The sequence below is a fragment of the Methylobacterium sp. R2-1 genome (assembly GCF_014191355.1).
Taxonomy (GTDB): domain Bacteria; phylum Pseudomonadota; class Alphaproteobacteria; order Rhizobiales; family Beijerinckiaceae; genus Methylobacterium.
In genome coordinates this window covers 24,014-49,515 of sequence record NZ_JACHWM010000001.1, presented here as the reverse complement: position 1 = coordinate 49,515, position 25,502 = coordinate 24,014, and the positions used below count along the sequence as shown (strand labels likewise).

Below are 25,502 nucleotides of genomic sequence, written 5' to 3'. Positions count from 1 at the left end.
GCGCGAGCCGCGCCGCTTTCGGCACGTTCTTTGCTTCTCCTTAGTTTAGGTCTAGCCACATCTGAACCGCCCGTCAAAGTCTGTTTGGCGCCCACTCCCCGAAATCCCTCCACCCCGGCAGCATTGCCACAGACCTTCGCCGATCAAACAGGACGAAGCTCCCACACGCGCTGCGTGAGGCTCATCGGATGGATTGCATTTCAAGGATCAAGAAAACCTTGCGCGCGACCTGGGCGTCGACGCGCGTGGTTCAGGGGTGGTTACCGCCGCTGGATCTTCTCCGGAGCGACCATTCAACGACACCGGGCACCCGCGGCCGTTCGGGAAGGACGGCTTAAAGCCGGAAATCCTCGCCGAGATAGAGCCGACGCGCATCCTCGTTCGCCACGATCTGCTCGGGGGTGCCCTCGGTCAGGATGCGGCCCGAATGGGCAATGTAGGCGCGGTCGATCAGGCCTAGCGTCTCGCGGACATTGTGGTCGGTAATGAGCACGCCGATGCCGCGCTGCTTCAGATGCTTCACCAGATCCTGGATGTCACCGACGGCGATGGGGTCGATGCCGGCAAACGGCTCGTCGAGCAGCATGAAGGTCGGCGAGGAGGCGAGCGCTCGGGCGATCTCGCAGCGGCGGCGCTCACCACCCGAGAGCGCAATCGAGGGCGACTTGCGCAGGCGAGCGATGTCGAACTCTTCGAGCAGCGAGTCGAGCTTGCGCTCGCGAGCCTTGCGATTGGGCTCGGCCACCTCCAGCACCGCGCGGATATTGTCTTCGACCGACAGTCCGCGGAAGATCGAGGCTTCCTGCGGCAGGTAGCCGATGCCGAGCCGGGCCCGCTGGTACATGGGCAGGTGCGTGATCTCCATGCCGTCGAGGCTGATGAAGCCGCGGTCGGCCGGCACGAGGCCGGTGATCATGTAGAAGATCGTGGTCTTGCCGGCGCCGTTCGGCCCGAGCAGCCCCACCGCCTCGCCGTTATGGACGGTGAGGCCCGCTTCGTGGACGACGGTGCGCGTGCCGTAGCTCTTGCGAAGGCCCCGCACATGCAGCACGCCCGGACCGCTGCCCTCGGCAAGGGCGGCATCGGGCGCCGTCTGCGGCGCCGATCCGCCGCGCCCGAAGACACGGCCGAACCATGAGCCGCTGCGGCCGCGGCTCGCCGGCCTCGGCTCGGCGACCGCCCGAAGCGGCACGCCCGCGGGCATCCCGGCTCCCGTCACGGTCAGTTCGCCTGCGCCCGCGTCTTCGCGGCCGGCTTCTCGGCCGCCTTGCCGCCGGGCTTGGCGGCCACGGAGGGCTGCGCGCAGCCCTTCGGCTGGCCGCCCTTGGCCTCGCCACCCTCGCCGGGCACGAACATCGCCGAGACGCGCCCGCCCGCCACCGGATCCATATTCGCCCGGCCCGTCGCCATGTCGTAGACGAGCCGCGAGCCGCGGGTGACGTTCTGGCACTGGCTGAGCACAACGTTGCCGCTCAGCACGATGCGTTTGGCTTCCTGATCGAACACCGCGTTGTCGCCGGTGGCGATCTGATCCTTCTGTGCGACGGTGACGGGGCCGGCGCACTCGACCTTGCGGATGCCGCTGCCACCCATCGCCGCCTTGGCCTTCGCGTCCTCGGCGGCCTGGGCCTCCGTCTTCGGATCGGCCTTCGCCGCATCCTTGGCCGCATCCTTGCCCGGGTCTTTGTCCTTGTCGCGCTTGTAATGGACGGTCATGGCCGAGCAGCGGATCGTGCTCTCGCCCTGCACCGCCACGACGTTGCCGGCGAAGATCGCCTTGTTCTCCTTGTCGAACACGTCGAGCCGGTCGGCGTCGATCTTGATCGGCCCCTTGCCGCCGCCGACGGTGCCGAGCGGCGCAGACTTCTCCTTCACCGCGTCCTTGGCACCATCCTTGGCCGGAGCTGCGGCGGCGGACTGCGCCAGGAGGAGAGCGAGGCCGGTGACAAGCACCGGGCCGAGACGCGGTTTCATCGCGTGGGTTCCGCCGCGGAGGTGTGGATGCGCTCGACGTCCGCCCGCGCGGCGACCTTGGTACCGCTCTCCTTCTCGGCGTCCTCGCCGTGGAACACGGCATGAACGCGACCGACGAAGGAGACGACCCGGCCGTTCTCGACCACGTCGAGGCTGTCGGCAACGATGGAGCCCGAGGGCACCGTCACGGTGACGGCCTTAGAGGAGCGCAGGCTCCCGGTCTTGAAATCGACGGTGGCGACCGAGAGGCGAACCTCCTCGCCCTTGTCGGTCCAGAGGCGGATGTCGTTCTCGAGGTTGAGCGACTCGCGGGTGGAGTCGAACACGCCGCCCTGGGCCTGCAGATAGGCACGGCCACCCTTTTCGTCGGTAGCGACGTGGCCCTTCATGGCCTGCAGCTCGATGATGCTGGGCTTGCGCACGTCCTGCTGCGCAGCGTCGGCAACCACCTCGTAGCCCCGCTCGCCCTTGCGGAAGCCGGACAGACGCGGGTTCTCCATCGTGACCTTCGTGCCCGAGACGCTGATCGGACCGATGGAGACGTTGGGGATGCTGCCGGAGAGCGGGCTCCACAGCACGATCCCGGCAAGACCCAAGACGGCAAGCCCGGCGGCAACGGGAATGACCCGGCGCAACGTGCGCACCTGCGCGCTGTGCCGGCGCGCCCGCCCATGCGCCCGCTTGCGACGCGCGTTCTCATTCGCGGCAAGCGCGAGGAGATCCGTCTCCGTCTGGATGGTGTCGGCCGCCTGCATCGCGTTCCTGAAGGGTCGGCGCGCCCGCGATCGCGCCCTGCCGGCCGGATGCCCCGGTGCGGTGGCGAAGTTATGGCCTCGTCTTCGAGCAATGATCAACGCCACCCGCGTGCGCCCCCGCACCGAAAGCAGCGCGAAGTGCCGCGTCTCGGCACTCTTCCGCGGAGGCGTTGCCGGCCGGCATCGCTGCCGGCCTCGGCCTCAGGCCACGTATTCGGCCGCGTTCCTCTTCGCGGAAGCGACGCTGACCTTCGAGGAGCGCGCGCGACTCAGGTGTGAGCGAAGATGTCGACTTCCGGCCATCCGGCCAGATCCAGCTTGGCCCGGGTCGGCAGGAAGTCGAAACAGGCCCGTGCCATCTCGGTGCGGCCTTCGCGGGCGAGCATGGTGTCCAGGCGCTCGCGGGCAGCGTGCAGGTAGAGGACGTCGGAGGCCGCATAATCGATCTGCGCCTGGCTCAACGCCGCCGCGCCCCAATCGGACGATTGCTGCTGCTTGGAGAGATCGACACCCACGAGCTCGCGCACCACGTCCTTGAGGCCGTGACGGTCCGTGTAGGTGCGGGCGAGCTTGGAAGCGACCTTGGTGCAGTAGACCGGTGCCGGCATCACGCCGAACGCCTTGAACAGCACCGCGAGATCGAACCGGGCGAAGTGGAAGATCTTGACGACCTGCGGGTCGGCGAGGACCGCCGCCAACCGCTCCGGCGCCGGATCGCCGGGCCGGATCTGAACCACATCGGCGCTACCGTCGCCGCGGGAGACCTGCACGACGCAGAGCCGGTCACGGTGCGGGTTGAGGCCCAGCGTCTCGGTATCGATGGCAATGGCCGCAGCGGGTGCGAAGTCGAGCGGCAGGTCGCCCTGATGGAGGCGGATCCGAAAGTTGGCGGCGGACATGGGTTGTTCGAGCGTCTTCGAAGGTCGGGTCCGGCGGCGCGTAGCATCGCGCGCGCCGTCCCGATAGGCCCACCCTGAGGGCGGGGACGTGAAACTCTATTTCTGTTTGGCGATGATCTGATCCTTGATGCCGGCATAGACCGATTCCGGCAGGATCTTCTTGCGGACCAGCTCGTCCTTGCCGCGGTAGGGGCGGCCCTTGACGATCGCCGCGGAGCGCGCCTCGCCGATCCCCTTGAGCCGGCTCAGCTCCTCGGCACTGGCCGAGTTGATGTCGATGAGTTCGGCCTTCGCATCCGACTTCGCATCAGGCTTGGCCGCTGCCGCCGGCGGCGGCGGCGGCGTGGAGGGTGCAGTGGCGGGCGGCTTTCCAGTGGCGGGCGGCATGACCGGGTTCGGCGCCTGCGCCAGCGCGGGAGCGGCGGCGAGTCCGATCAGGATCGTGAAGGTGCGCAGAAGTGAGGAACGCATGTCGATCTCCCGACAGCTCGGGCGGCAGGGCGCCGCGCCGGTCCTCGATTAGTAGGGCGGCCTGGTTGAACCGTCCTTGAACGCAATCTCGTGCCGATGCGGGCACTTCGCGCGGCGGCGCCCGTTGAACGTGTGTGCAGGCATGGCGCGATCGTGACCATGGATCGGTGCAGCGGCGCCGGAACCACATTGTCCGCAATCCGTTCGTGCACCGCTGCCCGGCCAAGCTGACGGCCAGCATCGAACGACGCTCCGCCCGAAGACGGCCGGACCAGAACATTTGGAACGAGGATCGCGACCATGGTCGATGGCAACAGGATCACGGGTGCCGCCCGGGAAGTCGGAGGCAAGGTGCAGGGCGCCTTCGGAGATGCGGCCGGCTCCCGCGATGATTCCGCCGAGGGCCGCCTGCGCCAAGCCGCGGGCCGGGCGGAGACCCTGTACGGCCAAGCGAAGGACGCTGCGCGGCACGCCACCGATGAGGCCTACGACACCGCCGAGGAGCTCTACGATCGCGGTCGCCGCACCCTGCAGGAGGGTCACGAGCGCTCGGTTGAGTGGCCGCACACTTCCCTGCTCGTCGCCGGTCTGATCGGCTTCGGCCTCGGCCTCCTCGTGCGCGGGCGCAGCTGACGCCCAGCCCTTAACAACCGGTCGGAAACTGACGGCCGGAGACTGACGACTCAAGACTTGGAGTAGCAGAGTGACGTATCCTTCCGGCTTTCAACCCTCTCCCGTCGATGGGACACGGACTCTTGCCCATGAGACCGTCGCCCTCAACCAAGTCTCCTGGGGGGCCGTCTTCGCCGGTGCCGCGACGGCGCTGGTGACTCAGGTCGTCATCAACCTCGTGGGCGTGGCCGCCGGCCTCGCCTCGGTCGGCCTCGACACGGCCGAGAACCCGACCGCATCGAACTTCTCGCTCGGGGCCGGCGCGTGGTTCGTTGCTTCCGGGATCATCGCCTCCCTCATCGGCGGTCTCATTGCCGGGCGCCTTGCCGGCAAGCCCCTGCGCGGGACCGCCGGGCTGCACGGTTTCGTTTCCTGGGTCGTCACCACCCTCGTCGTCCTCTACCTGCTGACCTCGGCTGCCAGCGGCATCGTCGGCACCGCCGTCAGCACGGTCGGCTCGGCGCTGGGCGGAGCGGGCAATCTTGTCGGTGGAACGGTCCAGACCGCGGCTCAGGCTGCCGCGCCTTCGCTCGGCAAGATCTCCAACCCCCTCGACCAGATCGAGCAGCGGGTGAAGAATCAAGCTGCCGGCCAGGATCCGCAGGCCGCCCGCGACGCCGCCGTGTCGGCCGTGCGTGCCCTGCTCTCCGGCGATGCCGCCGACAAGCAGCAGGCGGAGACGCGCGCTGCCGAGGCCCTCTCCAAGGCGCAGAACATCCCGGTCGATCAGGCGCGCCAGCAGGTGCAGGATTATCAGAAGCAGTACGAGCAGGCGGTCGCCAGTGCCAAGAAGCAGGCTGAAGAGGCTGCCAAGACCGCGAAGTCGGTCGCGACCCAGGGCGCTCTCTACGCCTCGATCGCGCTGATACTCGGTGCCATCGCCGCCTTCCTCGGCGGGCTCCTCGCCGCGCCGAAGCCGGTTTCCCTGACTCTCCGCGACTGAGCCTTCGACCGACAACCGGCTCCGCCCCGGCGACATCACGCCGCCGGATTTGGAAACGCCGCTCACACGTTCTACCAACAGCGCCAGCCGGTTGAATCGGCCGGTGCTCTCACCTCGACACGATGCTCAAAGACCATCAAGGATTTGCCAGACTGATGAAATCGTCCTTCGCCCTCGCCGCCGTCGCCGCTCTCCTCATCAGTGCGCCGGCCTCGGCCGCGCCTGCGCCGCAGAGCCCGGTGGATGCCCTGGTCCGGGGCGACCTGTCGACCGGCTACGTTCAGTACCGCCGCTACGGTCATCGCCATTACGGACCCCGCCGCTACGGCTACGGCCGGGGCTATCGCCGCGGACCGGGCGTCGGGGCGGCGGTGGGAGCAGGCGTAGCGGGACTCGCGGCCGGCGCGATCATCGGTGGTGCCATCGCCAATTCGCAGGCCCAGGCGGCCCCTGTCGTGGTCCAGGGCGGCGCCGATCCGGAGGCCGTGGCTGCCTGTGCCCGCCGCTTCCGTTCCTACGATGCGCGGAGCGGCACGTATCTCGGCAATGACGGCGCGCGCCATCCCTGCCCGTGAGGGCGGCACTGTCGTTGGTTCACCCGGGCGCTGACGGCTTCAGCGCGCGGGTGACCGACGCGGATGACCGTCACAAGGCGATGAGCCTAAGGCCGGGCCGGCCGCGAGGCCCGGCCTCCGTCGCGTCGGGAGCGCACCGGGGCGGCTCCTCGAGCCGCACGAAGACGTGAACTAAAGGCATGGATTAAAAGATCTCGGCTCGGAACGACACCGCTGAGCAAGACTTAGCGCGTGGATCGAGCCAGCGCTCAGCAGCCTCAAGAGGCAGCTCGCGGTGCTCGACATGGGGAAATTCTGTTTCCGAGTCGTCCTCTTCCCGAAGCCTCCTCCCGGCTCCGTGAGGTTGCGCTCGCCCGTGGGAACTGCCGATGCGCATCGATGCACGTGCCTCGCTCGAATCCGACTCCGACGCGCGCAAGCCGTCCCGGCGTGCCCTGCGCGGGCTCGATCTGCTCAATCTTACCCTCGCCGACGTACGCGACGGGCTCGGCCCTTACCTCGCCATCTACCTACTTGCCGTGCGCGGGCCTGACCAAGGCTGGAACGAGGCCACGATCGGTCTGGTGATGACGATCGCGGGCATCGCCGGGCTGCTGGCCCAGACGCCCGCGGGAGCCCTGATCGACCGCACCAATGCCAAGCGCAGCGTCGTCATCGCAGCTGCGGTGGTCGTGACCGTGAGCTGCCTCGTCCTGCCCTGGATCTCGAACTTCACCCTGGTGGCCGGCACGCAGGCGCTCGCCAGCATGGCGGGCTCCGTTTTCGCGCCCGCGCTCACCGGAATCACGCTCGGCATCGTCGGACCGAAACAGTTCTCGAAGCGCATCGGCCGCAACGAGGGGTTCAACCATGCCGGCAACGCGATCTCGGCGATGCTCGCGGGCGGGCTCGCCTATTCCTTCGGCCCCGTCGTCGTGTTCTGGCTCATGGGACTTCTCGCTGCCTGCTCCATCGTCGCAATGCTGGTGGTGCCGTCCGAGGAGATCGACGACGACCTCGCCCGCGGCCTCGACTGTGCCGAGGACCAGAACTGCGAGCAGCCCTCGGGCCTGAGCCTGCTCCTGCGCAACCGCCACCTGCTGCTGTTCGCGCTTCTCTGCGCCGCATTCCACCTCGCCAATGCGGCGATGCTGCCCTCCGTCGGCCAGTTGCTCACCAAGGTCGTCGGCAAGGACAACGCGACCTCGCTGATCGCGGTCTGCATCGTCGCCGCGCAATGCGTGATGGTGCCGATGGCGGTGCTGGTCGGTGCCAAGGCCGACAGCTTCGGGCGCAAGCCGATCTTCCTGGTCGCCTTTGGCGTTCTGGCCCTGCGCGGCGTGCTCTACACGCTCTCTGACAATCCCTTCTACCTCGTGGCCGTGCAGTGCCTCGACGGCGTCGGCGCCGGCATCTACGGCGCGCTGTTTCCGATCGTCGTGGCCGACCTCACCCGCGGCACCGGCCGATTCAACGTCGCCCAGGGTGCGGCGGCAACCGCTCAGGGTCTCGGCGCGGCGCTCAGCGCGACGTTGGCCGGCGTGGTCATCGTCGGCGCCGGTTACGCGGCGGCCTTCCTCGTGCTCGCGGCGATCGCAGCGGCCGGCTTCGCGCTCTACCTGCTGTTCATGCCCGAAACGCTCGGCTACGAGTCCCGCCCGACCGACGCGCCACCGAGAACGCCCGCGACACCGCTCGCGGCACCGGCCGAGTAGACTCGGCCCGCAAACCCGTCACGGGCCTCTACCGCCTCACCGCTCCGGTGGGATCGAGTAGGTGCCGGTGGCGTGGCAGACGATGGCCTCGCCACCCTGGCTCCGAATCGCGACCTCCCCGACGGCGAGGCGTCGCCCGAGCTTTAGCAGGCGGCACTCGGCCACCAGCGCGGCGGGGCCGGGCCGGCGCAGGAAGTTGACGTTCAGGCTCGTCGTCACGGCGAGCGCCACCGGGCCGATATTCGAGAGGATCGCTGCGTAGAGGGCGTAATCGGCCAGCGCCATCATCGACGGGCCGGACACCGTGCCGCCGGGGCGCAGGTGGCGATCGTGATAGTCGAGTCGCATCCGCGCGGAGAGCGGGCCGACCGCCTCCAGATGGTAGTGGCGCCCGCCCGCGTTCATCTGCGGAAAATCCCGCTCCAGAAAGGCGGCGGTCTCCTCCAGGCTCATCACGGTCTCGCTCATGACCTGCCTTGCAGCATGCCGGCGCATGGCGGACAAGGGCGGTATGATCCCGACAATCGACAACGCGCCCGAGGGCATTGCCACGCGGCACGGCCGCTATCCCGATGCGCAGATTCGCGCCGTCCTGAAGGAGACGCGTTCGATCGCCCTGGTCGGCGCCTCGGCTAATCCAGCGCGGCCGAGCTACATCGTCTTCAAGTACCTGGCCGAGCGCGGCTACGCGGTGACGCCGGTCAATCCGGGGCTGGCGGGCCAGAGCCTGCTCGGCCGTCCGGTGATCGCGCGGCTGTCTGACCTGACCGGGCCGGTCGACATGGTCGAGATCTTCCGCAATTCCGCCGCGGCGGGTCCGCTGGTGGACGAGGCACTTGCGCTCCCGGTGCCGCCGAAGGTGATCTGGATGCAGCTCGGCGTGCGCGACGACGCGGCCGCGGCGCGGGCCGAGGCGGCGGGCATGACGGTCATCATGAACCGCTGCCCGAAGATCGAGTACGGCCGGCTCTCGGGGGAGATCGGCTGGACCGGCGTGAATTCCCGCATTCTCAGCGCGAAGAAGCCGCAGATGGCGAAGGGCGGCGTGCAGAAGCGGACGATCGAGGGGCCCTGACACGAGTACGCCCCCGGCCATCGGCCTGGGGCGCTCGAGGCAGGAGCGGGAGGCTCAGGCCACCGTCAGCCCGACGTCGACATTCCCCCGCGTAGCATTGGAGTAGGGGCAGATCTGGTGGGCCGCCTCGACGAGGCGCTCGGCATCGGCGCGGTCGAGGCCCGGCAGGCTCACCTTGAGATCAGCGGTGATGCCGAAGCCGCCCTCGGAGCGCGGGCCGATGCCGACGGTCGCGGTGACGGTCGTATCGGCCGGAACCTTCAGCTTGAGCTGACCGCCGGCCACCTTCAGGGCACCGATGAAGCAGGCGGAGTAGCCCGCCGCGAAAAGCTGCTCGGGGTTGGCGCCCGGGCCGCCGGCGCCGCCGAGCTCCTTCGGGGTCGAAAGCTGGACCTGGAAGCTGCCGTCCTCGGTGCGGGCGGAGCCGTCACGGCCGCCGGTGGCGGAGGCAGTGGTCCGGTACTTCACATCGACGGTCATGGGTCTGTCCTCGTGATCGGGGTTGAACGGGGCCGATCCGTTCGGCTGGAGACCTTGATACCGAGCATTTAGATTGCGCGCAATCTAAATCGTGCGCGATCCATTTGCCCGGTGCATGGCTGTCCCGTCTGGATCGGGCGTCGTCGCGGCTTCAGGCGTCGCGCCCGGTTTCAGGCATGGCAGCAACGGCGGCGAGGCTGATCCCGGCCGCGGCAGCGAGGTAGAGCCCGACGCTGCCGATGCCGCCCCAGCCGGCGAGCCACTGCGCGGCGAAGGGCGCGCCCGAGGCGCCGACGATGCCGGCGAGATTGTAGGTGACGGAGGCGCCGGTGTAGCGCACCCGGGTCGGGAACAGTTCGGGCAGGAGTGCGCCCATCGGCCCGAAGATCCAGCCCATCGCGAAGAGCGCGAGGCAGAGGAAGCCAAGTACCAATGCGGGCTCGCCGCTGCCGAGCATCGGCCCGAGCACGGCGCCGAGCGCACCCGTGACAGTGAGCCCCGACAGCATCACGGGCTTGCGCCCGAAACGGTCGGCCGCCCAGCCCGACAGCGGAATGGCTACCGCCATGAACAGAATCGCCACGCACTCGAACAGCAGGAACGTTTTGCGCGCGTAGCCGAGCGTGCCGGTGCCGTAACTCAGCGCGAACACCGTCGAGAGATAGAAGACGGCGTAGGCCGCCACCATGGCGAGCGTGCCGAGCAGCGTTGCGAGCAGATGCGCTGAAAAAATCGTGGCGAAGGGCACCCGCTCCGGCGGCGCCTGTTCGAGGGCGGCGCGGAAGGCCGGTGTTTCGGTGAGCTTGAGGCGAACGTAAAGCCCGACGCCGACGAGAGCCGCCGAGGCCAGGAACGGAAGCCGCCAGCCCCAGGCCTCGAAATCCGCCGGGCTCAAGAAGACGCTGAGCCCGAGGAACAGGAGGTTGGCTGCGATGAAGCCGATCGGCGCGCCGAGCTGCGGGAAGATGCCGTAGAGCGCCCGGCGCCCCGGCGGCGCATTCTCGACGGCGAGCAGGGCTGCGCCGCCCCATTCGCCACCGAAGCCGACGCCCTGGCCGAAGCGAAGCAGGCAAAGCAGGGCCGGCGCCCACCAGCCGATGCTGGCATAGCCCGGCAAGCAGCCGATCAGGACAGTGGACAGGCCCATGATCATCAGCGAGGCAACCAGCGTCGCCTTGCGCCCGATCCGATCGCCGAAATGGCCGAAGGCCGCCGCCCCGACCGGCCGGGCGAGGAAGGCGATGGCGAAGGTCGCGAACGCCTGGAGCGTCTGAACGCCGGGCTCACCCTGGGGGAAGAAGATCGGCCCGATCACCAGCGCGGCGGCGGTGGCGTAGATGTAGAAGTCGTAGAACTCGATCGCGGTGCCGACGAAGCTCGCGATCAGGATCCGGCGGGCAGATGGAGCGCTCATGCCGCCGGCGGCTCCCACTGCCAGAACACCGTGCCGGTGAACTCAAAAACCGGCTCGCCGCGCTGGTTTTCGGCGGTGTTGTGGTGCGTGGCGATGCCCCAACCGGGCCGCGAAGCGGAAGCGCGCCGGTCGATGAGCGTGCTGGCGTAACGGATCGTGTCGCCGGCATAGACCGGCCGCAGCCATTTCAGGTCCTTGAAGCCAGGCGAGGGACCGAGCTGCGGCACCGGGCCTGAGCGGGCAGTGAAGGCGATATCCCGGGCGAAGGTCGCGTTGAGTCGCTTCATCCAGACCGCCGCGGTCTGCCACCCCGAGGCGCAGAGCGCGCCGAAATGCGTGGCCCGCGCGGCCTCCGCATCAAGGTGGAAGATCTGCGGATCGTAGGCCCGCGCGAAGGCAACGATGTCGTCCGCCTCGAAGCGGTGGGCACCGAGTTCACGGGTGGCGCCAAGCTCCGCCCGTGCGAGGTAAGGCAGCGGTACCGCGTCGTCCGGCTCCGGCACGGGCCCCATTTCCGTCGCCAGCTCGACCGGACGCGGCGCGGGCACAGCGCCGGCGCGCGCGAACAGAACCGCGAAGGCCTGCGTCATCACCGCCTCGCCGCGCCCGTTCGTCAGCGTCATCGAGAGGCGCGCCATGCCGCGGTCGGGCTTCGAGGACGACGGGCGGACCTCCTCCACGCGGATGGTGGCGCTCAAGGCGTCCCCCGGCAAGACGGGCCTCAGCCAGCGCAGGGCGGCGATGCCGGGCGAACCCATCGAGGTCGAATGCGAGATCAGCGCCTGCGCGAACAGGCGCATGCCCAGCGCCGCCGTCTGCCAGCCCGAACCGATCAGGGTGCCGACGAAAGTGCCCTTCGCGGCCGCCTCGTCGAGGTGGAAGGGCTGGGGATCGTACACGCGGGCGAAAGCAACGAGTTCGTCCCGGCTGACCGTGATCGGTCCGGCGGTGAACTCCTGGCCGGAAGCGAGATCGTCGAGGGAAAGCAGAGCCATGGGATGCCGCGTCGCGGGGGAGATCCGCGCGTGGCTACATCATCGAACGGCCAAGCGCATCCGGCGATGAACCCGAAGGCCATCCACCCGTGGGCCTGCCTCACTTCATCAGCGCGTAGGCCTGGATACCCGCAGGCGTCAGGAGCACGACGAACAACACCGGCAGGAAGAACAGGATCATCGGCACGGTCAGCTTCGGAGGGAGCGCGGCCGCCTTCTTCTCGGCCTCGGTCATGCGGAAGTCCCGGCTCTCCTGGGCCAGCACGCGCAACGCCTGACCCACGGGCGTGCCGTAGCGCTCGGCCTGCATCAGCGCGGTAGTGAGAGACTTGACGGTCTCGAGGCCGGTGCGCAGCGCGAGGTTCTCGTAAGCCACACGCCGCTCGGGCAGGAAGGACAGTTCGGCGGTCAGGAGTGCCAGTTCCTCGGCGAGAACAGCCGACTGGCTCGCGACTTCCAGGCTGACGCGCCGGAACGCGTTCTCGACCGACATACCCGACTCGACGCAGATCAGGCACAGGTCAAGGGCATCGGGCCACGCTCGGCGGATGTCGGCCTGCCGCTTAGTGGTGATGTTCGACAGGTAGACCTCCGGCAGCTTGAGGCCGAGGAACCCTGCGGCGAAGACGAGGCCGGCCCGGACAGCGAGGGGTTGATCGAGCACCTCCAGCACGAACAGGTAGAACAAGGCGACGGCCGTGAGGACGATCGGCATCACCAGGCGGAAGAACAGAAAGGCGGTCTCCGCGCCCGCACCACGATGACCGGCCTGGATCAGCTTCGCTTTGGCAGTCTCCGTACCGAGCCAGCGGCTGAGATTGAACTGCTCGACGACCCGCTTCATGTAGGCCTTCGGCTCGACGCGCAGACTTGCGCGGTTGTTGAGCCGCTCACGCTCGCGCTGACGGATCTGCTCGCGTTCGTCGCTGACGAGCTTCATCCGCTTGGCGAGCTGGTCGCCCTCGAACAGAGGCTGAATCACGGTGAAGACCGTGGCTGCTGCGGCGATGCCGGTCAGCACCGCGGCGACGGTGCGCGGGGCTAGCGCCGTGTTGACAAAGTCATCCAGCATCTCAGTCCGGTCCAGCCCGTCCCTTGCGGCGCGGCTCGAACCGCCCCGCCTACGTCCAATCTCCGCGTCGAAGCGGAGCGCTCTAGATGTTGAAGTTGATCATCTTCTTCATGACGAGGACGCCGGCGAGCATCCACAAACCGGAGACCACCAGGGCGATCTTACCGACCGAGGTCGTCCAAAGGAGTGCCGTGTATTCGGGGCTCGACAGATAGGTTCCTCCTCCGACGACAAACGGCAGGGCACCAATGATCGCAGCCGAGGCCTTCGCCTCCATGCTCATCGCCTGGATCTTGCCGGCCATCTTCTTGCGCTCGCGCAGCACCCGCGACAGATTTCCGAGCGCTTCCGAGAGGTTGCCGCCGGACTTCTGCTGGATACCGATCACGATGGAGAAAAAGTTCACCTCGGTCACCGGCACCCGCTCGTACATGCGCAGAATCGCGTCCGACATCGGTAGGCCGAGCGCCTGCGCCTCGATTGCCACCCGGAACTCGCTGCGCAGAGGCTCTTTCGCCTCGCGCGAAATCATGCGCAGGCAGTCGCCCAACGGAATGCCCGAGCGCAGGCCGCGCACCACCACATCCATGGCATTGGGCAATTCCTCGATGAAGGCCGCGACACGACGCTTCTGTCGCCACTTGAGCATCCATGCGGGCAGGCCGAACCCGCCCACGAAGAGGGCGAGCAGACTGATGATCAGGTTCTGAGAGACGAGAAAGGCGGCGAGCGTGAGGACGAACGCCAAGATCGCGGAGACGACGTAATACTTCTGGCGGGACCAATCGAGGCCGGCGCGGGCGATGCGCAGCTCGAGGGTGACCTTGGTCTTGTCCTTCTTGGCCTCCAACTCCTTGAGGCTCTTGGCGACCTGCTCGCGGCGGTTGGCAGCGGCGCCGCGCTCCGCGAGCACCGCGCGCGGCTGACCCAACGCCTTGCGGCGCTGCTCGGCCCGCCGCTCGCCCGAAAGAGCGGGCATCAGGAAGACGTAGGCGAGCGCGCCGGAGGCCACCGCCACGAGGCCGGCGGCGAGAGGGGCGTTGAGTGCGCTCACAGGGGCTGCTCCACCGTCTCCGCGGCGGCGTCGAGGGCAGCGGCCAGCGCCCGCTCCTCTCCGTAGTAGCGGGCGCGTTCCCAGAAGCGCGGTCGGCCGATCCCCGTCGAGCGGTGGCGGCCGATCAGGCGCCCGTTCGCATCCTCGCCGAGCACGTCGTAGACGAACAGGTCCTGGGTGATGATGACGTCGCCCTCCATCCCCATCACCTCCGTGATGTGGGTGATGCGCCGGGAACCGTCGCGCATGCGCATGGCCTGGATGATTACGTCGACCGAACCGGTGATCATTTCGCGCAGCGTTCGCGAGGGCAGTGAGAAGCCGCCCATCGTGATCATCGACTCGATACGCGCGAGGCATTCGCGCGGGGAGTTGGCGTGCAGCGTGCCCATCGAGCCGTCGTGGCCCGTGTTCATCGCCTGCAGCAGGTCGAAGGCTTCTGGGCCGCGCACCTCGCCGACGATGATGCGTTCGGGACGCATGCGCAGGCAGTTCTTGACGAGGTCACGCATGGTGACCTGCCCCTGGCCCTCCAGGTTCGGCGGTCGCGTTTCCAGGCGCACTACGTGCGGCTGCTGCAGCTGAAGCTCCGCCGCGTCCTCGCAGGTGATGACCCGCTCGTCGTGCTCGATGAAGGCGGTGAGGCAGTTGAGCAGGGTCGTCTTGCCCGAGCCGGTGCCGCCCGAGATCACTACGTTGCAGCGGACCTTGCCGATGATCTGCAGGATCTTCGCGCCCTCGGGCGAGATCGCCCCGAAGCGTACGAGCTGATCAAGGGTGAGCTTGTCCTTCTTGAACTTACGAATGGTCAGCGCCGGCCCGTCGATGGCGAGCGGGGGGGCGATGACGTTGACGCGAGAGCCGTCGGGCAGGCGCGCATCGCAGATCGGCGAACTTTCGTCCACGCGCCGGCCGACTTGGCTGACGATCCGCTGGCAGATGTTCATCAGCTGCTGGTTGTCGCGGAAGCGGACGTTGGTGAGTTGGATCTTGCCGCCAACCTCGATGAAGGTCCGGTCGGCACCGTTCACCATCACGTCGGCGATGTCGTCACGGGCCAGCAGCGGCTCCAGGGGACCGTAGCCGAGAACGTCGTTGCAGATGTCGTCGAGCAGTTCTTCCTGCTCGGCGATCGACAGCACGATGTTCTTGAGACCGATGATCTCGGAGACGATGTCGCGGATTTCCTCCCGCGCCGCCTCGCCTTCGAGCCGGGCGAGTTGCGCGAGATCGATGGCTTCGATCAGTGCGCCGAAGATCATGCTCTTCGTGCGGAAGTAGTCTTCGGACTTCGGCAGCGGCGCCTGAGGCACCGGGACGCGCGGCGGCTCGGGGCGAGCGCGTACCGCCTCCTGCTGGAGGACCGGCGGGGCGACCGTCGGCGGCCCGGCTGCGGCAGTGGCCGGGGCAGGAGCCGATGCGGCGTTGGAGCGTCGACCGAACATGGCGCCGCGCCTTCAGCAATGTTGAGAGGAGAGAGCGCAGGGCACCGTCACGACGCCTTCTTGCGGGTCAGCCGGGCGAGCAGCGGCTCCAAGAGATTCGCCCTGGCCCGGCGGATCTCGGCCCGGCCGGTCACGGCCGCTGCGAGTTCGGAGAAGATCTCCGCAGGCTTCGAACCGGCCTGCACTTCGGCGATCATCTGGCCGTTATTGGCTGCGGTCCCGAACAGAGCCGGCTCGAAGGGGATGATCGCTTGAAGCGGCACATCGAGCGCCTTGGCGAACTCGGTGGCCGCGATCTCCGGCCGCTTCGGCATGCCGACGCCGTTGAGGACGACCCGGGCGCGCGCATCATTGGGACGCTGCTGGTGCAGCAGCGCGAGCAGGTTCTTGACGTTGCGCAACCCCGCCAGATCCGGCGCGGCGACGATCAGGATCTCGTCGGCACTGACCAGCACGCGCCGGGTCCAAGCCGACCATTGATGCGGCACGTCGAGGACGATGCAGGGCACGGTCGCACGCAGCAGATCGGTGAGCGCGTCGAAGGCAGGCTCGATCAGGTCGACCGTGCGGTCGAGGGTGGCCGGCGCCGAGAGAAGGCTGAGATTGTCGGCGCATTTCGAGAGCAGCCGGTCGAGCAGGTTGGAATCCAGGCGCTCGGGCGCGAATACCGCCTCGGCGATTCCCTGCGGCGGGTCCTGGTTGAAGTTGAGGCCCGCCGTGCCGAAAGCGACATCCAGGTCGGCGATCACGGTGGCGGTGCCGTGCTCGCGCGCCACGGTCCAGGCAAGGTTGTGGGCGATCGTGGAGCTGCCGACGCCGCCGCGGGCGCCGTAGACGGCGATGGTGCGCCCCACCGGCTTCGCGCCCGGCGCCGCGAACAGGTCGGACACCGCGGCGATCATGCCGACCGGCTCGACCGGCGCCATCAGGTACTCGCTCACGCCGCGCTGGATGAACTGGCGGTAGAGAAGCACGTCGTTGACGTGGCCGATCACGAGCACCTTGGTGCCCTCGTCGCAAACCTCGGCGAGCTGGTCGAGGCACTCGAGCGGCCGAGACTTGAGCCCCAGGAATTCGATCACGATGACATTGGGCGTCGGCGCGTGGCGGTAGGCCTCCAGGGCCGCGGCGCCCCCGCCCATGTGCACCTTGACATGGGCCTTCTGCATCCGGCGGTCGGATGCGATGCCCTCGATCATCGCGGCCGTCTCCGGCGTCTCGCAGAAGGCCTGGATCGTGATGCGCGGCACCGGGGCGATGGTCCGCTCTGAGGCCTCGTGAGTGTCCGGCATGATGCGTGGTTTCCGGTTCTTATGCCGAGGTGGACGGGGAATTCCGCAAATCTGCCGAAGGGCGATCTTCGTGTCTGGGGTCTTGTCTGGTGCCCTACTGGCTCTTCACGTCACTGCCGACATTGGTCTTTCCATCTTGACGCCAACGGGTTGACGGATCCTTGCCCTCGCGGAGCTGGCCGATGTCCTGTGTGCGCCTGATCGTATCGATGCGGCCCTCGGGCCGGCCGCGGACCAGATCGACCGGGTCGGAGATCTGGGCGGCGACGTTCGCTTGCATCGCGCAACCGAAGTTCCATGTCGGTTCGTTCGACCAGTCGGCCCGCAGGTCGCTGACGCCGAGGTCTCGTGGCCAGAGCCCGCATTTATCCGCGACCCTAGCCTGCATCCGCTGGAAGCTCAGACGTACCGGCGAGGCCAATGTCGGGCTGGCAACCGGATAGACGGCCATGCGCACGCCGCCACGCGGGACGCCCATCTCCGCCACGAGGTGCCGAATCGCCGCGCCAGTGCGCTCGACAGGACCTGCCAGCGCTGGCGACACGCCGCGCGGTACCTCGACGACGAGGATGCCGCGGCCGTAACGGCGATACTCAATGAGGAAAGCCTCGAGATCCGCGCGCTGGCGGGGATCGATATGACCAATCCCGGTCGGAAAGACATCGAGGGTGCGGTCGGCATCCGCCAGCACGATTGGGTGCCGGGTGCGCACATCGATCGGGTAGGTCGAGCCTGTGGTGGCGACGTGGTCCGCGCGGCATGCGCCGAGCAGAGCGGCCAACAGAACGACCGAGGCGACAGGCCGGACGCTGACGACGAGGTTGCGAGCGGGGGAGGACATTGGGCTTCGATCCTGCAAGAGCGCTCTCCGCCGAAGTGGAGGCCGGCTCTGGGTATGAGCGCGTTCAAACAAGCTCCTGGAGCCGTTCCCGGACTTAGAGCGGTCAGGAACGGCTCCAGGCGGGGTCAATCGGCAATGAAGCCAACCCGGCCGCGATAGGCCGGCCCGAGGGTGCCGCCGCCAACCGTGCCGTAGATCTTGTTCAGGCGTCCGAGCAGCACCGCCTGCCCGTCCGGTGCATCGACGAAACCATCGTCAGGCCGCTGGACTTGCCGCGCCTCCATCGGCTGGGCAATGTACGGCGTGACCATGATCATCAGTTCGGTCTCGTCGCGCTGATAGTCGCGGGAGCGGAACAGGGCGCCGAGGATCGGGAGGTTCATCAGCCCGGGCAGGCCACCGATCGCCGCCCGGTTTTTCTGCTGAATCAGGCCGGCCGTCATCATCGTGGCGCCCGAGGCCAGCTCCACCGTCGTCTCGGAGCTGCGCCGCGTCGTCGCCGGAACGGGTGTGACTCGGTTGGAGCCGGGGAAGGAGAAGCTGTAGCTGTTCTGCCGGTCGAGTTCGGTCACGTCGGTGGCGACCCGGATCGAGATGCGGTTCTCCGCTAGCACGACCGGCGTGAAGGCGAGGCTGACGCCGTAGGGTTTGAACTCAAGCGCGACGGTACAGGCCGCGCCGGCTGTTCCGGCGGCGCAATTCGCGGGAACGGGGATTTCGCCACCGGCGGTGAACTTGGCCGACTCACCTGAAATCGCGGCCAGCGTCGGCTCGGCGAGGATGCGGGAGACGCCGGCCTGTTCGAAGGCGCGCAACGTTGCCTGGAGCGAGGCGCCGCCAGATCGGATTGAAGCAGATAAGGCGTTGCCATCCGGAGTGTAAGCACCGGTGATCGGAAACAGCGTGTTATTCGTCAGGACGTTCCCCGTGGGACTCAGAGGATTCAGTGCCGACCAGTTTCCGGTGACATTGATACCGAACTGCTTCAGAACTGTGCGCGCCACCTCAACCACGGTGACGCGGATCATCACCTGATCCTTGTTGCGGATCGTCAGATTGTTGATGACGGCGCCGCGAGTCCCAGCCCCTACGCCGGCGCCGAGGCCGACGAATGCGTTGGCGATGTCGAGCGCCTGCTGCGCCTCCGAGGCCGAGCGGACGCTGCCCGACAGCACGAGCGATTCGCCAACCGCCTTCACGTCGAACCGGCCACCGGGCAAGCTCTGCTGCAGCGACTGCCGGAGGACGTTGATGTCGCGGGCGATGGTGACATCAAGCGCCGCGATCTGGCGCCCCTCGGCATCCATCACGAAGATGGAGGTGGCACCGTTGTCGATGCCGATCAGGAACAGCTTGCGGCTGGAGCGGACAACGGCGTTCGCGACCGCCGGATTGGCCACGAACACCTCCTTAGCGTCGCGGGGTAGATCAACGATGAGCGAGCGGCCCTTGCTCAGCTCAACCCGCCGGGACACTGACGCCTCGTTCGGTCCGATCGTCAGAACCGGGGAGGCACCAGCGGGACCGGCTTGGGCGGCGGCCGGGTTCCACAGGGCCGTCGAAGCCAGACAGGCGCCGGAGAGCAGAACAAGGCCGAGGCGGCGGAAGCGAGAGGGGGTCGTCATCGGTCCTGTCCTCACCGGCGCTGCTGCTTGGCGACGCCGAATCGCACCACGGTCAACGGGCCCTCGGTCGGCATGTCCGCTTCCTCGGAGATGGCAGCGGTTCGGGCTGAATCTTGAATGCTGCGCAGCACGAGGGAGAGCTGCCCGACCTTCTGCGCCAGCGTCACGCTCTCGGCCTGGGTCGACGTGAGAGCCAGGGTGGCCGTCTCAGCCGTCACGACATTGGCGCCGTTCTTCTCCTGCACGATCTGGCCAACGGCGAGCACGCGCACATTTGTCAGCAGAGTCTCGGCGAACTGCTCGCTCCCCTCGCTGCTGGTCTTGATGACGTCGACATAATCGTTCGGCAGGATGAAGCCGCCGGCCGAGCTCGACCCGCGGGTGTCGGTCGTGATCGCCACCGCTCGCATGCCCTGTGGCAGGATCGCCGACATGAAGCCACTGCCGGCTTTCACCAGCCGCTCGGGTCGAATCGGCTCGTTGGCCGAGAAGCCGGTGCGGATGATCGCGCCAACCGAGTCCTCAAGCCCCTTCGGCGCCGCGCGGCGGTCGATCAGGCCGGGAGAGATCGCCTGCTCCGGCCAGGGCATCCAGCGCAGATCCTCTTGCTTGAGGGTCTGGCCCATGGGCAGCTCGGCAGCGGCGACCAGCACCTCGCTCATCGGAATGGGCGCGACGGGCTCGGCCTTGGCGATAGGGGCGGGCTCGGGCGCCTTCTCCTCGCCCTGCATCAGCAGGGCGGCGCCGCAGCCCGCGACGAGTGCGATTCCCAGAACGGCGAGACGGGCTGGTTTCATGGGGGCGCGGAACCGTGGCGACGGCTCGGTCGCCGTCCGGTTCCGAGACTTGCCCCGGAATCGTCAAGTTAGGGTTAACCGAGCGTCACCGCGTTCTTTTCAGGGCTGTCCCGCTCGCCTCACGCCCGAAGTTACGCAAACAAAAAAGCCGCCTCTTTTGGCGGCCTCCTCGGTTTGTCTCATGACTGTCGATCAGGGCAGCGCGAGCTGATTGAATCCGACGGCGTTCGGCAGCACGACCAGAGCGGCGGCGGCCAATGCAATGCCGTAAGGTATTCCCGTCTTTGCGTCGTGCAGGTGCACCGCGAAGGGAAGTTTGAGCGCAAGCTTCGGCAACGGATATGTGCGGGCAGACAGGATCGTAAGCGTCAGAGGACCGCCGAGAAGCGACGCCAGGATCAGGTAATCCGGTAGATGAGCGAGGCCGATCCAGAGAGCGGTGCTTGCGGCGAGCTTGGCATCGCCTCCGCCGATCCATCCCCGGGCGAACATGATGAACGTGATCACGAGGGTCAGCACGCCGGCCGCGAGGTGCCAGAACAAGTCGGTCCAAGCCATGCCGGATATGAGTGCGTAGACCACGAAGCCTGCGAAGACCAAGCCGGTTACGCGATTGGAAATCCGCATCGTCAGCAGATCGCTCGCAGCGGCGTAGGCCATGAGGAACGGAAAAACGACACACAGGAGGAGATAGGCCGCCATGCTCGACACGGAACTGTTCCCAATCGGTCGGTTCGTTCGGGTCTCATGCGCAGCCTGATTTGATCTGGCGGAGCGCGTCGTGTTCCTGACCGCCTGTCTCTTCCGCGACCGGCGCTTCTGCTAGGCGACGATTATCAATCGGGACAGATCGCTGATTAGGAGGCATGGCGGAAGAATTCCGCCATGCGCTGAAAAACGTTGTCGCCTAGTCGAAGAATTAGTTGGCAGTGCCGAGCTTCGTCGTCTGCGTGTTGAGGCCGGTGCCGAGGGTATCGAACGCCGTCTTCAGCTTGGTGCCGAAGGTGGAGAAAATACCGACAATGGCAACGCCGACCATGGCAGCAACCATGCCGTATTCGATGGCAGTCGCGCCGGACTCGTCAGAGATGAAGCGTTTGGCGATGTTCTTCACGATGATCTCCACTTGTTTAAATCCGATGGACGACCGTCGGAAGTCTGTAGAGGCCCCGATCGTCGACGTGTCGAGGTGTAGTCCCGACGCGTTGCATTTGCGTTAAATCGATTGCCTAACCAAGCCTCCTGTCACGAGTCTGACAAGAGCAGTTAATGACGTATTGCAAAGATCGATCGAATGGTCCGCATGGTGCCGTGCGAGCACCGGCAGGGACGGCTGACCGCCGAGTCCGGAACACGGTTAGCGCTTCCTTCATCAGTTTCCTGTTCCGTGCCGTGACGAGAGATGCGTCTGCTCCGGATATGTGCCGTCGATACGGCGCGACCTCCGGTGGCGAGTCCCGCACTCCGCGCGATCGGACCGACCCTTCATGCCCCGCCTGCGCCCCTACCGCTCTCCGCTCCACGCCGTCCCGGCGGTCCTCGCGCTCATCGTGTTGACGTCGCCCGCGCTTGCGAACGAGGCGGTGTCGCAAGGCGCGGTCTCGGTGCAGGTGGACAACGCGAAGGTGATCCGCCTGCCGGAGAAGACGCAGACCGTCGTGGTAGGCAATCCGATGATTGCCGACATCACCCTGCAGAAGAACGGCGTCGTGGTGCTGACGGGCAAGAGCTTCGGCATCACCAACCTGATCGCGCTCGATGGCAAGGGTGCGATGCTCGCCGAATCGACCATCAGCGTGCAGGCGCCACAGGCCTCGATCATCACCGTTCAGCGCGGCCTCGACCGGGAATCCTATTCCTGTACGCCGAACTGCCAACCCTCGGTGCAGCTAGGCGACGCCACCAAATACTTCGACGAAACCAGCAAGCAGGCCGAGGCGCGCCGCACGATGGCGACCGCGAACAAGTAGAGCGGCTGTCGCTCAGACGTCGTTGCCACGCGGCGGCGTTGCGTGTATGGCCCGCTCGCGCCCTTGAGACACCCTTGGAGGCACGGGCGCGCTGGGACACGGTCAGGCCGTCCGCTTCGGGCGGCCTTTGTCGTTGGCCCGGCTCCATATCTTCGAGAAGGATCACGCCATGAGCGCCACCAAGACGCTTGAGGCCGTGGCACGCGACCGGGTCGGCAAGGGGGCCGCCCGGGCCGTACGTCGCCAGGGCCAGATTCCCGCCGTCATCTACGGCGGCAACCAGGCCCCGCAGGCCATCGCCATCGACCTCATCCGGACCCGCACGCTGATCTATGCCGGCGGCTTCAAGACCACGCTGTTCGACATCACGGTCGGTGGTAAGAATACCCGCGCGATCCCGCGCGATTACCAGCTCGATCCGGTGTCCGGTGCGCCGCTGCACGTCGACTTCCTGCGCGTCGTCGCCGGCCAGACCGTCACGGTCGATGTTCCCGTCCACTTCGTGAACGAGGATCAGGCGCCGGGCATCAAGCAGAAGGGCGGCACCCTCAACATCGCGCTGCACACGGTCTCCCTCGATGTGGCGCCCGACCAGATCCCGGACGCGATCGAGGTCGACCTGACCGGTCGCGAGATCGGCGACGTGATCCACGCCTCCGACCTGCGCCTGCCGGCCGGCACCTATACGGGTGAGCCGACCGACACGGTCGCCAATCTCCTGCCGCCGACGGTGCTCGGCGCCGAGGTCGAGGCCGAGGAAGCCGCGATCGCCGAGGCGCAGGCTGCGGAATCCGCCGACGAGAAGGCGGACGCCGAGGCCGAGGCCACTGCTGCGAAGAACGAGACCGAGGCGTAGCCGCGACGGGCGCTGCGAGCGCCTGTCCTGCGAAACACACGATGCCCCGGCCGCCCGGCCGGGGCATTTCCATTTGTCGGGGCATCGAATCGGAAGCGAGCATGCGGCTCATCGTCGGATTGGGAAATCCCGGCGCGCGCTACGCGCGCAACCGCCACAACATCGGCTTCATGGCCGTGGACGAGATCGCCCGCGTTCACGGGGCAGCGCCATTCCGCCGCCGATTCCAGGGCGAGGCCGCTGAGGTCCTGCTCGGCTCCGAGCGCGCGATCCTGCTGAAGCCCCAGACCTTCATGAACGAATCCGGCCGCTCGGTCGGCGAGGCGCAGCGATTCTTCAAGATCCCGCTCGCCGACGTGATCGTGCTTCACGACGAGCTCGACCTCGCGCCGGCCAAGCTGCGGGTGAAGCTCGGCGGGGGCAATGCCGGCCATAACGGCCTGCGCTCCATCACCGCTCTGTGCGGCAACGATTACCGCCGGGTCCGGCTCGGCATCGGGCATCCCGGTGACAAGGCGCTGGTGCACGCCTACGTCCTCAACGACTTCGCCAAGTCGGAGGAGCCGTGGGTCGAGGATCTCTGCCGCGCCACGGCCGACCATGCGCCGCTGCTCGCGGCCGGCGAGGATGCCAGCTTCCAGAACAAGGTGCATCTCGCCATGGTCGGCCGCGGCTGGGACACGGTGAAGACGCCCGCCGAGGCCGGCAAGGCGAAAGCGCGCGACGCGAATTGACACGGCGCCGCCGGACCCCGATGGAGCGGGCTTCCGGGCGCGGCTCCCGACCGATCACAACGGACCTCTAGGACCAGCCATGGGCTTCAAATGCGGCATCGTCGGCCTGCCGAACGTCGGCAAGTCGACCCTCTTCAACGCGCTGACGCAGACGGCAGCGGCCCAGGCCGCGAACTACCCGTTCTGCACCATCGAGCCGAATGTCGGCGAGGTCGCGGTGCCCGATCCGCGTCTCGATGACCTCGCCCGGATCGCCTCCTCGAAGGAGATCATCCCGACGCGCCTGACCTTCGTCGACATCGCCGGGCTCGTGCGCGGCGCGTCAAAAGGTGAGGGCCTCGGCAACCAGTTCCTCGCCAACATCCGCGAGGTCGATGCCATCGCCCACGTGGTGCGCTGCTTCGAGGACGGCGACGTGACCCACGTCGAGGGCAAGGTCGATCCGATCGCCGACATCGAGACGATCGAGACCGAGCTGATGCTGGCCGATCTCGACAGCCTGGAGAAGCGCGTCGTCGCACTGGAGAAGCGCGCCAAGGGCGCCGACAAAGAGGCCAAGGAGTTCTTGGACCTCGTCAACCGGGCGCTCCCGCTCCTGCGCGACGGCAAGCCGGCCCGTCTCGTGGAGCGCAAGCCCGAGGAGGAGCGGCTGTTCCAGCAGCTCGGCCTGATGACGGCGAAACCCGTGCTTTACGTCTGCAACGTCGACGAGGGCGATGCCGACAAGGGCAATGCGAAGTCTGAAGCCGTGTTCGAACGGGCCAAGGCAGAGGGCGCGGTTGCCGTCGTCGTCTCGGCCAAGATCGAGAGTGAGATCGCGGTGATGCCGCCGGCCGATCAGGCCGAGTTTTTGGAAGCCGTCGGCCTGACCGAGCCCGGCCTCAACCGGGTGATCCGCGCCGGCTACGATCTGCTCGGCCTCGTCACCTACTTCACCGTCGGTCCGAAGGAGGCCCGCGCCTGGACCATCACCAAGGGGACGCGCGCCCCGGCGGCGGCGGGCGTGATCCACACCGACTTCGAGAAGGGTTTTATTCGGGCCGAGACCATCGCCTTCAAGGATTACACCGCGCTCAACGGCGAGGCCGGCGCGCGCGACGCCGGCAAGCTGCGGTTGGAAGGCAAGGACTACGTGGTGCAGGACGGCGACGTGCTGCATTTCCGCTTCGCCAACTGAGGGAGCCCCGGCATGGAGCTACACCCGCGCCATGCCTGGGACCTGACGCCGGCCGAGGCCGTGGCGCTGCAACGCCGGCTTCGCACCGAGATCGTGGCCGATCGGCCGATCGATCTCGGCGCGGTGCGGCTGGTGGCCGGGGTCGATGTCAGCGTGAAGAACGAGCGCTCCCGCGCCGCGATCGTCGTGGTGACGTTTCCGGGCTTTCTCCTCGTCGAGACGGCGGTCGCCGAGCGGCCGACGCCGTTCCCCTACATTCCCGGCCTCCTGAGTTTCCGCGAAGGCCCGGTGCTGGAGGAAGCGTTCGGGCGCCTGCGGGCGGAGCCGGACGTGTTCCTGTTCGACGGCATGGGCATCGCCCATCCGCGCCGCATCGGCATCGCCAGCCATATGGGCCTGTGGCTCGAACGCCCGACCATCGGCGTCGGCAAGACCCGGCTCGTCGGCACCAACGCGCCACTCCCCGAGGAGAAGGGCGCGCACGTCCCCCTGATCGACCGGGGCGAGACCATCGGCGCGGTCGTCCGCACGCGCACGGCCACACACCCGCTGTTCATCTCGCCGGGCCACCGCGCCGATATTCCGAGCGCGGTCGAATTGGTGCTGGCCTGCTCGCCGAAGTACCGCCTGCCGGAGCCGATCCGACTCGCTCACAAGACGGCCGGCGATTTTTGAGGACCGCCTCCGGCCGC

The 25,502-nt window shown here is 67.5% G+C and carries 28 protein-coding genes; 10 read left to right on the top strand and 18 right to left on the bottom strand.

Annotation, left to right across the window (positions count from 1 at the left end):
* Positions 1–334 precede the first annotated feature (334 nt).
* The 5 genes from lptB to FHU13_RS00225 all read right to left on the bottom strand — a co-directional run bounded on the left by lptB (position 335) and on the right by FHU13_RS00225 (position 4,099).
* The gene (gene lptB / locus FHU13_RS00245) at positions 335–1,204 is read right to left on the bottom strand and encodes an LPS export ABC transporter ATP-binding protein (protein WP_183434283.1); all 870 of its coding nucleotides are present in this window, start codon (positions 1,202–1,204) and stop codon (positions 335–337) included.
* Positions 1,205–1,221: 17 nt separating this feature from the next.
* Positions 1,222–1,974, bottom strand: a complete 753-nt coding sequence (locus FHU13_RS00240; RefSeq protein ID WP_183433862.1) for an LptA/OstA family protein — start codon at positions 1,972–1,974, stop codon at positions 1,222–1,224.
* On the bottom strand, positions 1,971–2,729 hold the full coding sequence (locus FHU13_RS00235) for a lipopolysaccharide-assembly, LptC-related protein (protein WP_183433861.1): 759 nt from the start codon (positions 2,727–2,729) through the stop codon (positions 1,971–1,973). Before FHU13_RS00235 ends, FHU13_RS00240 begins: the two co-directional genes overlap by 4 nt.
* Positions 2,730–2,998: 269 nt before the next feature.
* Positions 2,999–3,628, bottom strand: a complete 630-nt coding sequence (locus FHU13_RS00230) for a ribonuclease D (RefSeq protein ID WP_183433860.1) — start codon at positions 3,626–3,628, stop codon at positions 2,999–3,001.
* A 96-nt stretch (positions 3,629–3,724) separates the two neighbouring features.
* Positions 3,725–4,099: a helix-hairpin-helix domain-containing protein gene (locus FHU13_RS00225; protein WP_183433859.1), complete on the bottom strand. Its 375-nt coding sequence runs from the start codon at positions 4,097–4,099 to the stop codon at positions 3,725–3,727.
* 300 nt (positions 4,100–4,399) lie between these two features.
* On the opposite strand from FHU13_RS00225, the gene FHU13_RS00220 reads away from it, so the two are divergent.
* From FHU13_RS00220 to FHU13_RS00205, 4 genes are all read left to right on the top strand, one after another.
* The gene (locus tag FHU13_RS00220; protein WP_183433858.1) at positions 4,400–4,732 is read left to right on the top strand and encodes a CsbD family protein; all 333 of its coding nucleotides are present in this window, start codon (positions 4,400–4,402) and stop codon (positions 4,730–4,732) included.
* A 70-nt stretch (positions 4,733–4,802) separates the two neighbouring features.
* Positions 4,803–5,714, top strand: coding sequence for a PhnA-like protein (locus FHU13_RS00215; protein ID WP_183433857.1), 912 nt, complete (start codon positions 4,803–4,805; stop codon positions 5,712–5,714).
* Between the two features lie 155 nt (positions 5,715–5,869).
* A complete protein-coding gene (locus FHU13_RS00210) occupies positions 5,870–6,289 on the top strand; it encodes a BA14K family protein (protein ID WP_183433856.1) in 420 nt (139 codons plus the stop codon).
* Between the two features lie 368 nt (positions 6,290–6,657).
* Complete coding sequence (locus FHU13_RS00205) at positions 6,658–7,983, top strand: MFS transporter (RefSeq protein ID WP_183433855.1); 1,326 nt, start codon at positions 6,658–6,660, stop codon at positions 7,981–7,983.
* Between the two features lie 36 nt (positions 7,984–8,019).
* Here the strand turns inward: FHU13_RS00205 and FHU13_RS00200 are convergent, their stop codons facing one another.
* A complete protein-coding gene (locus FHU13_RS00200) occupies positions 8,020–8,451 on the bottom strand; it encodes a PaaI family thioesterase (protein WP_183433854.1) in 432 nt (143 codons plus the stop codon).
* A 43-nt stretch (positions 8,452–8,494) separates the two neighbouring features.
* Between FHU13_RS00200 and FHU13_RS00195 the strand changes: the two genes are divergently transcribed.
* A complete protein-coding gene (locus FHU13_RS00195) occupies positions 8,495–9,058 on the top strand; it encodes a CoA-binding protein (protein ID WP_183433853.1) in 564 nt (187 codons plus the stop codon).
* 54 nt (positions 9,059–9,112) lie between these two features.
* Here the strand turns inward: FHU13_RS00195 and FHU13_RS00190 are convergent, their stop codons facing one another.
* The 12 genes from FHU13_RS00190 to FHU13_RS00135 all read right to left on the bottom strand — a co-directional run bounded on the left by FHU13_RS00190 (position 9,113) and on the right by FHU13_RS00135 (position 21,187).
* A complete protein-coding gene (locus FHU13_RS00190) occupies positions 9,113–9,538 on the bottom strand; it encodes an organic hydroperoxide resistance protein (RefSeq protein WP_183433852.1) in 426 nt (141 codons plus the stop codon).
* Between the two features lie 151 nt (positions 9,539–9,689).
* Positions 9,690–10,952, bottom strand: a complete 1,263-nt coding sequence (locus tag FHU13_RS00185) for an MFS transporter (RefSeq protein ID WP_183433851.1) — start codon at positions 10,950–10,952, stop codon at positions 9,690–9,692.
* Positions 10,949–11,947, bottom strand: a complete 999-nt coding sequence (locus tag FHU13_RS00180; protein ID WP_183433850.1) for a MaoC family dehydratase — start codon at positions 11,945–11,947, stop codon at positions 10,949–10,951. The genes FHU13_RS00185 and FHU13_RS00180 overlap by 4 nt, the downstream gene beginning before the upstream one ends.
* Positions 11,948–12,047: 100 nt before the next feature.
* Positions 12,048–13,019 (bottom strand): type II secretion system F family protein, encoded by a 972-nt coding sequence (locus FHU13_RS00175; RefSeq protein WP_183433849.1) that lies wholly within the window; start codon positions 13,017–13,019, stop codon positions 12,048–12,050.
* Positions 13,020–13,101: 82 nt separating this feature from the next.
* A complete protein-coding gene (locus tag FHU13_RS00170; protein ID WP_183433848.1) occupies positions 13,102–14,073 on the bottom strand; it encodes a type II secretion system F family protein in 972 nt (323 codons plus the stop codon).
* Positions 14,070–15,518: a CpaF family protein gene (locus FHU13_RS00165; RefSeq protein ID WP_183433847.1), complete on the bottom strand. Its 1,449-nt coding sequence runs from the start codon at positions 15,516–15,518 to the stop codon at positions 14,070–14,072. Before FHU13_RS00165 ends, FHU13_RS00170 begins: the two co-directional genes overlap by 4 nt.
* 47 nt (positions 15,519–15,565) lie before the next feature.
* On the bottom strand, positions 15,566–16,810 hold the full coding sequence (locus FHU13_RS00160; protein ID WP_183433846.1) for a CpaE family protein: 1,245 nt from the start codon (positions 16,808–16,810) through the stop codon (positions 15,566–15,568).
* Positions 16,811–16,904: 94 nt separating this feature from the next.
* Positions 16,905–17,651 carry a CpaD family pilus assembly protein gene (locus FHU13_RS00155; protein WP_183434282.1) on the bottom strand — a complete coding sequence of 249 codons (747 nt, stop codon included), beginning with the start codon at positions 17,649–17,651 and terminating at the stop codon, positions 16,905–16,907.
* A gap of 125 nt (positions 17,652–17,776) precedes the next feature.
* Complete coding sequence (locus tag FHU13_RS00150; protein WP_183433845.1) at positions 17,777–19,276, bottom strand: type II and III secretion system protein family protein; 1,500 nt, start codon at positions 19,274–19,276, stop codon at positions 17,777–17,779.
* An 11-nt stretch (positions 19,277–19,287) separates the two neighbouring features.
* Positions 19,288–20,073, bottom strand: coding sequence for a Flp pilus assembly protein CpaB (cpaB, locus tag FHU13_RS00145; RefSeq protein ID WP_183433844.1), 786 nt, complete (start codon positions 20,071–20,073; stop codon positions 19,288–19,290).
* Between the two features lie 192 nt (positions 20,074–20,265).
* Positions 20,266–20,775: a prepilin peptidase gene (locus FHU13_RS00140; protein WP_183434281.1), complete on the bottom strand. Its 510-nt coding sequence runs from the start codon at positions 20,773–20,775 to the stop codon at positions 20,266–20,268.
* Positions 20,776–20,992: 217 nt separating this feature from the next.
* On the bottom strand, positions 20,993–21,187 hold the full coding sequence (locus FHU13_RS00135) for a Flp family type IVb pilin (protein WP_183433843.1): 195 nt from the start codon (positions 21,185–21,187) through the stop codon (positions 20,993–20,995).
* Between the two features lie 373 nt (positions 21,188–21,560).
* Here FHU13_RS00135 and FHU13_RS00130 point away from each other — a divergent pair, with 373 nt between their 5' ends.
* The 5 genes from FHU13_RS00130 to nfi all read left to right on the top strand — a co-directional run bounded on the left by FHU13_RS00130 (position 21,561) and on the right by nfi (position 25,485).
* Complete coding sequence (locus FHU13_RS00130) at positions 21,561–22,043, top strand: pilus assembly protein N-terminal domain-containing protein (RefSeq protein WP_183433842.1); 483 nt, start codon at positions 21,561–21,563, stop codon at positions 22,041–22,043.
* 169 nt (positions 22,044–22,212) lie between these two features.
* Positions 22,213–22,899 (top strand): 50S ribosomal protein L25/general stress protein Ctc, encoded by a 687-nt coding sequence (locus FHU13_RS00125; RefSeq protein WP_183433841.1) that lies wholly within the window; start codon positions 22,213–22,215, stop codon positions 22,897–22,899.
* Positions 22,900–23,000: 101 nt separating this feature from the next.
* Entirely contained in the window at positions 23,001–23,633 is a 633-nt protein-coding gene (pth, locus tag FHU13_RS00120) for an aminoacyl-tRNA hydrolase (RefSeq protein WP_183433840.1), read from the top strand.
* 79 nt (positions 23,634–23,712) lie between these two features.
* Complete coding sequence (gene ychF / locus FHU13_RS00115) at positions 23,713–24,810, top strand: redox-regulated ATPase YchF (protein WP_183433839.1); 1,098 nt, start codon at positions 23,713–23,715, stop codon at positions 24,808–24,810.
* 12 nt (positions 24,811–24,822) lie between these two features.
* A complete protein-coding gene (gene nfi / locus FHU13_RS00110) occupies positions 24,823–25,485 on the top strand; it encodes a deoxyribonuclease V (RefSeq protein ID WP_183433838.1) in 663 nt (220 codons plus the stop codon).
* The last annotated feature ends 17 nt before the right edge of the window (positions 25,486–25,502 follow it).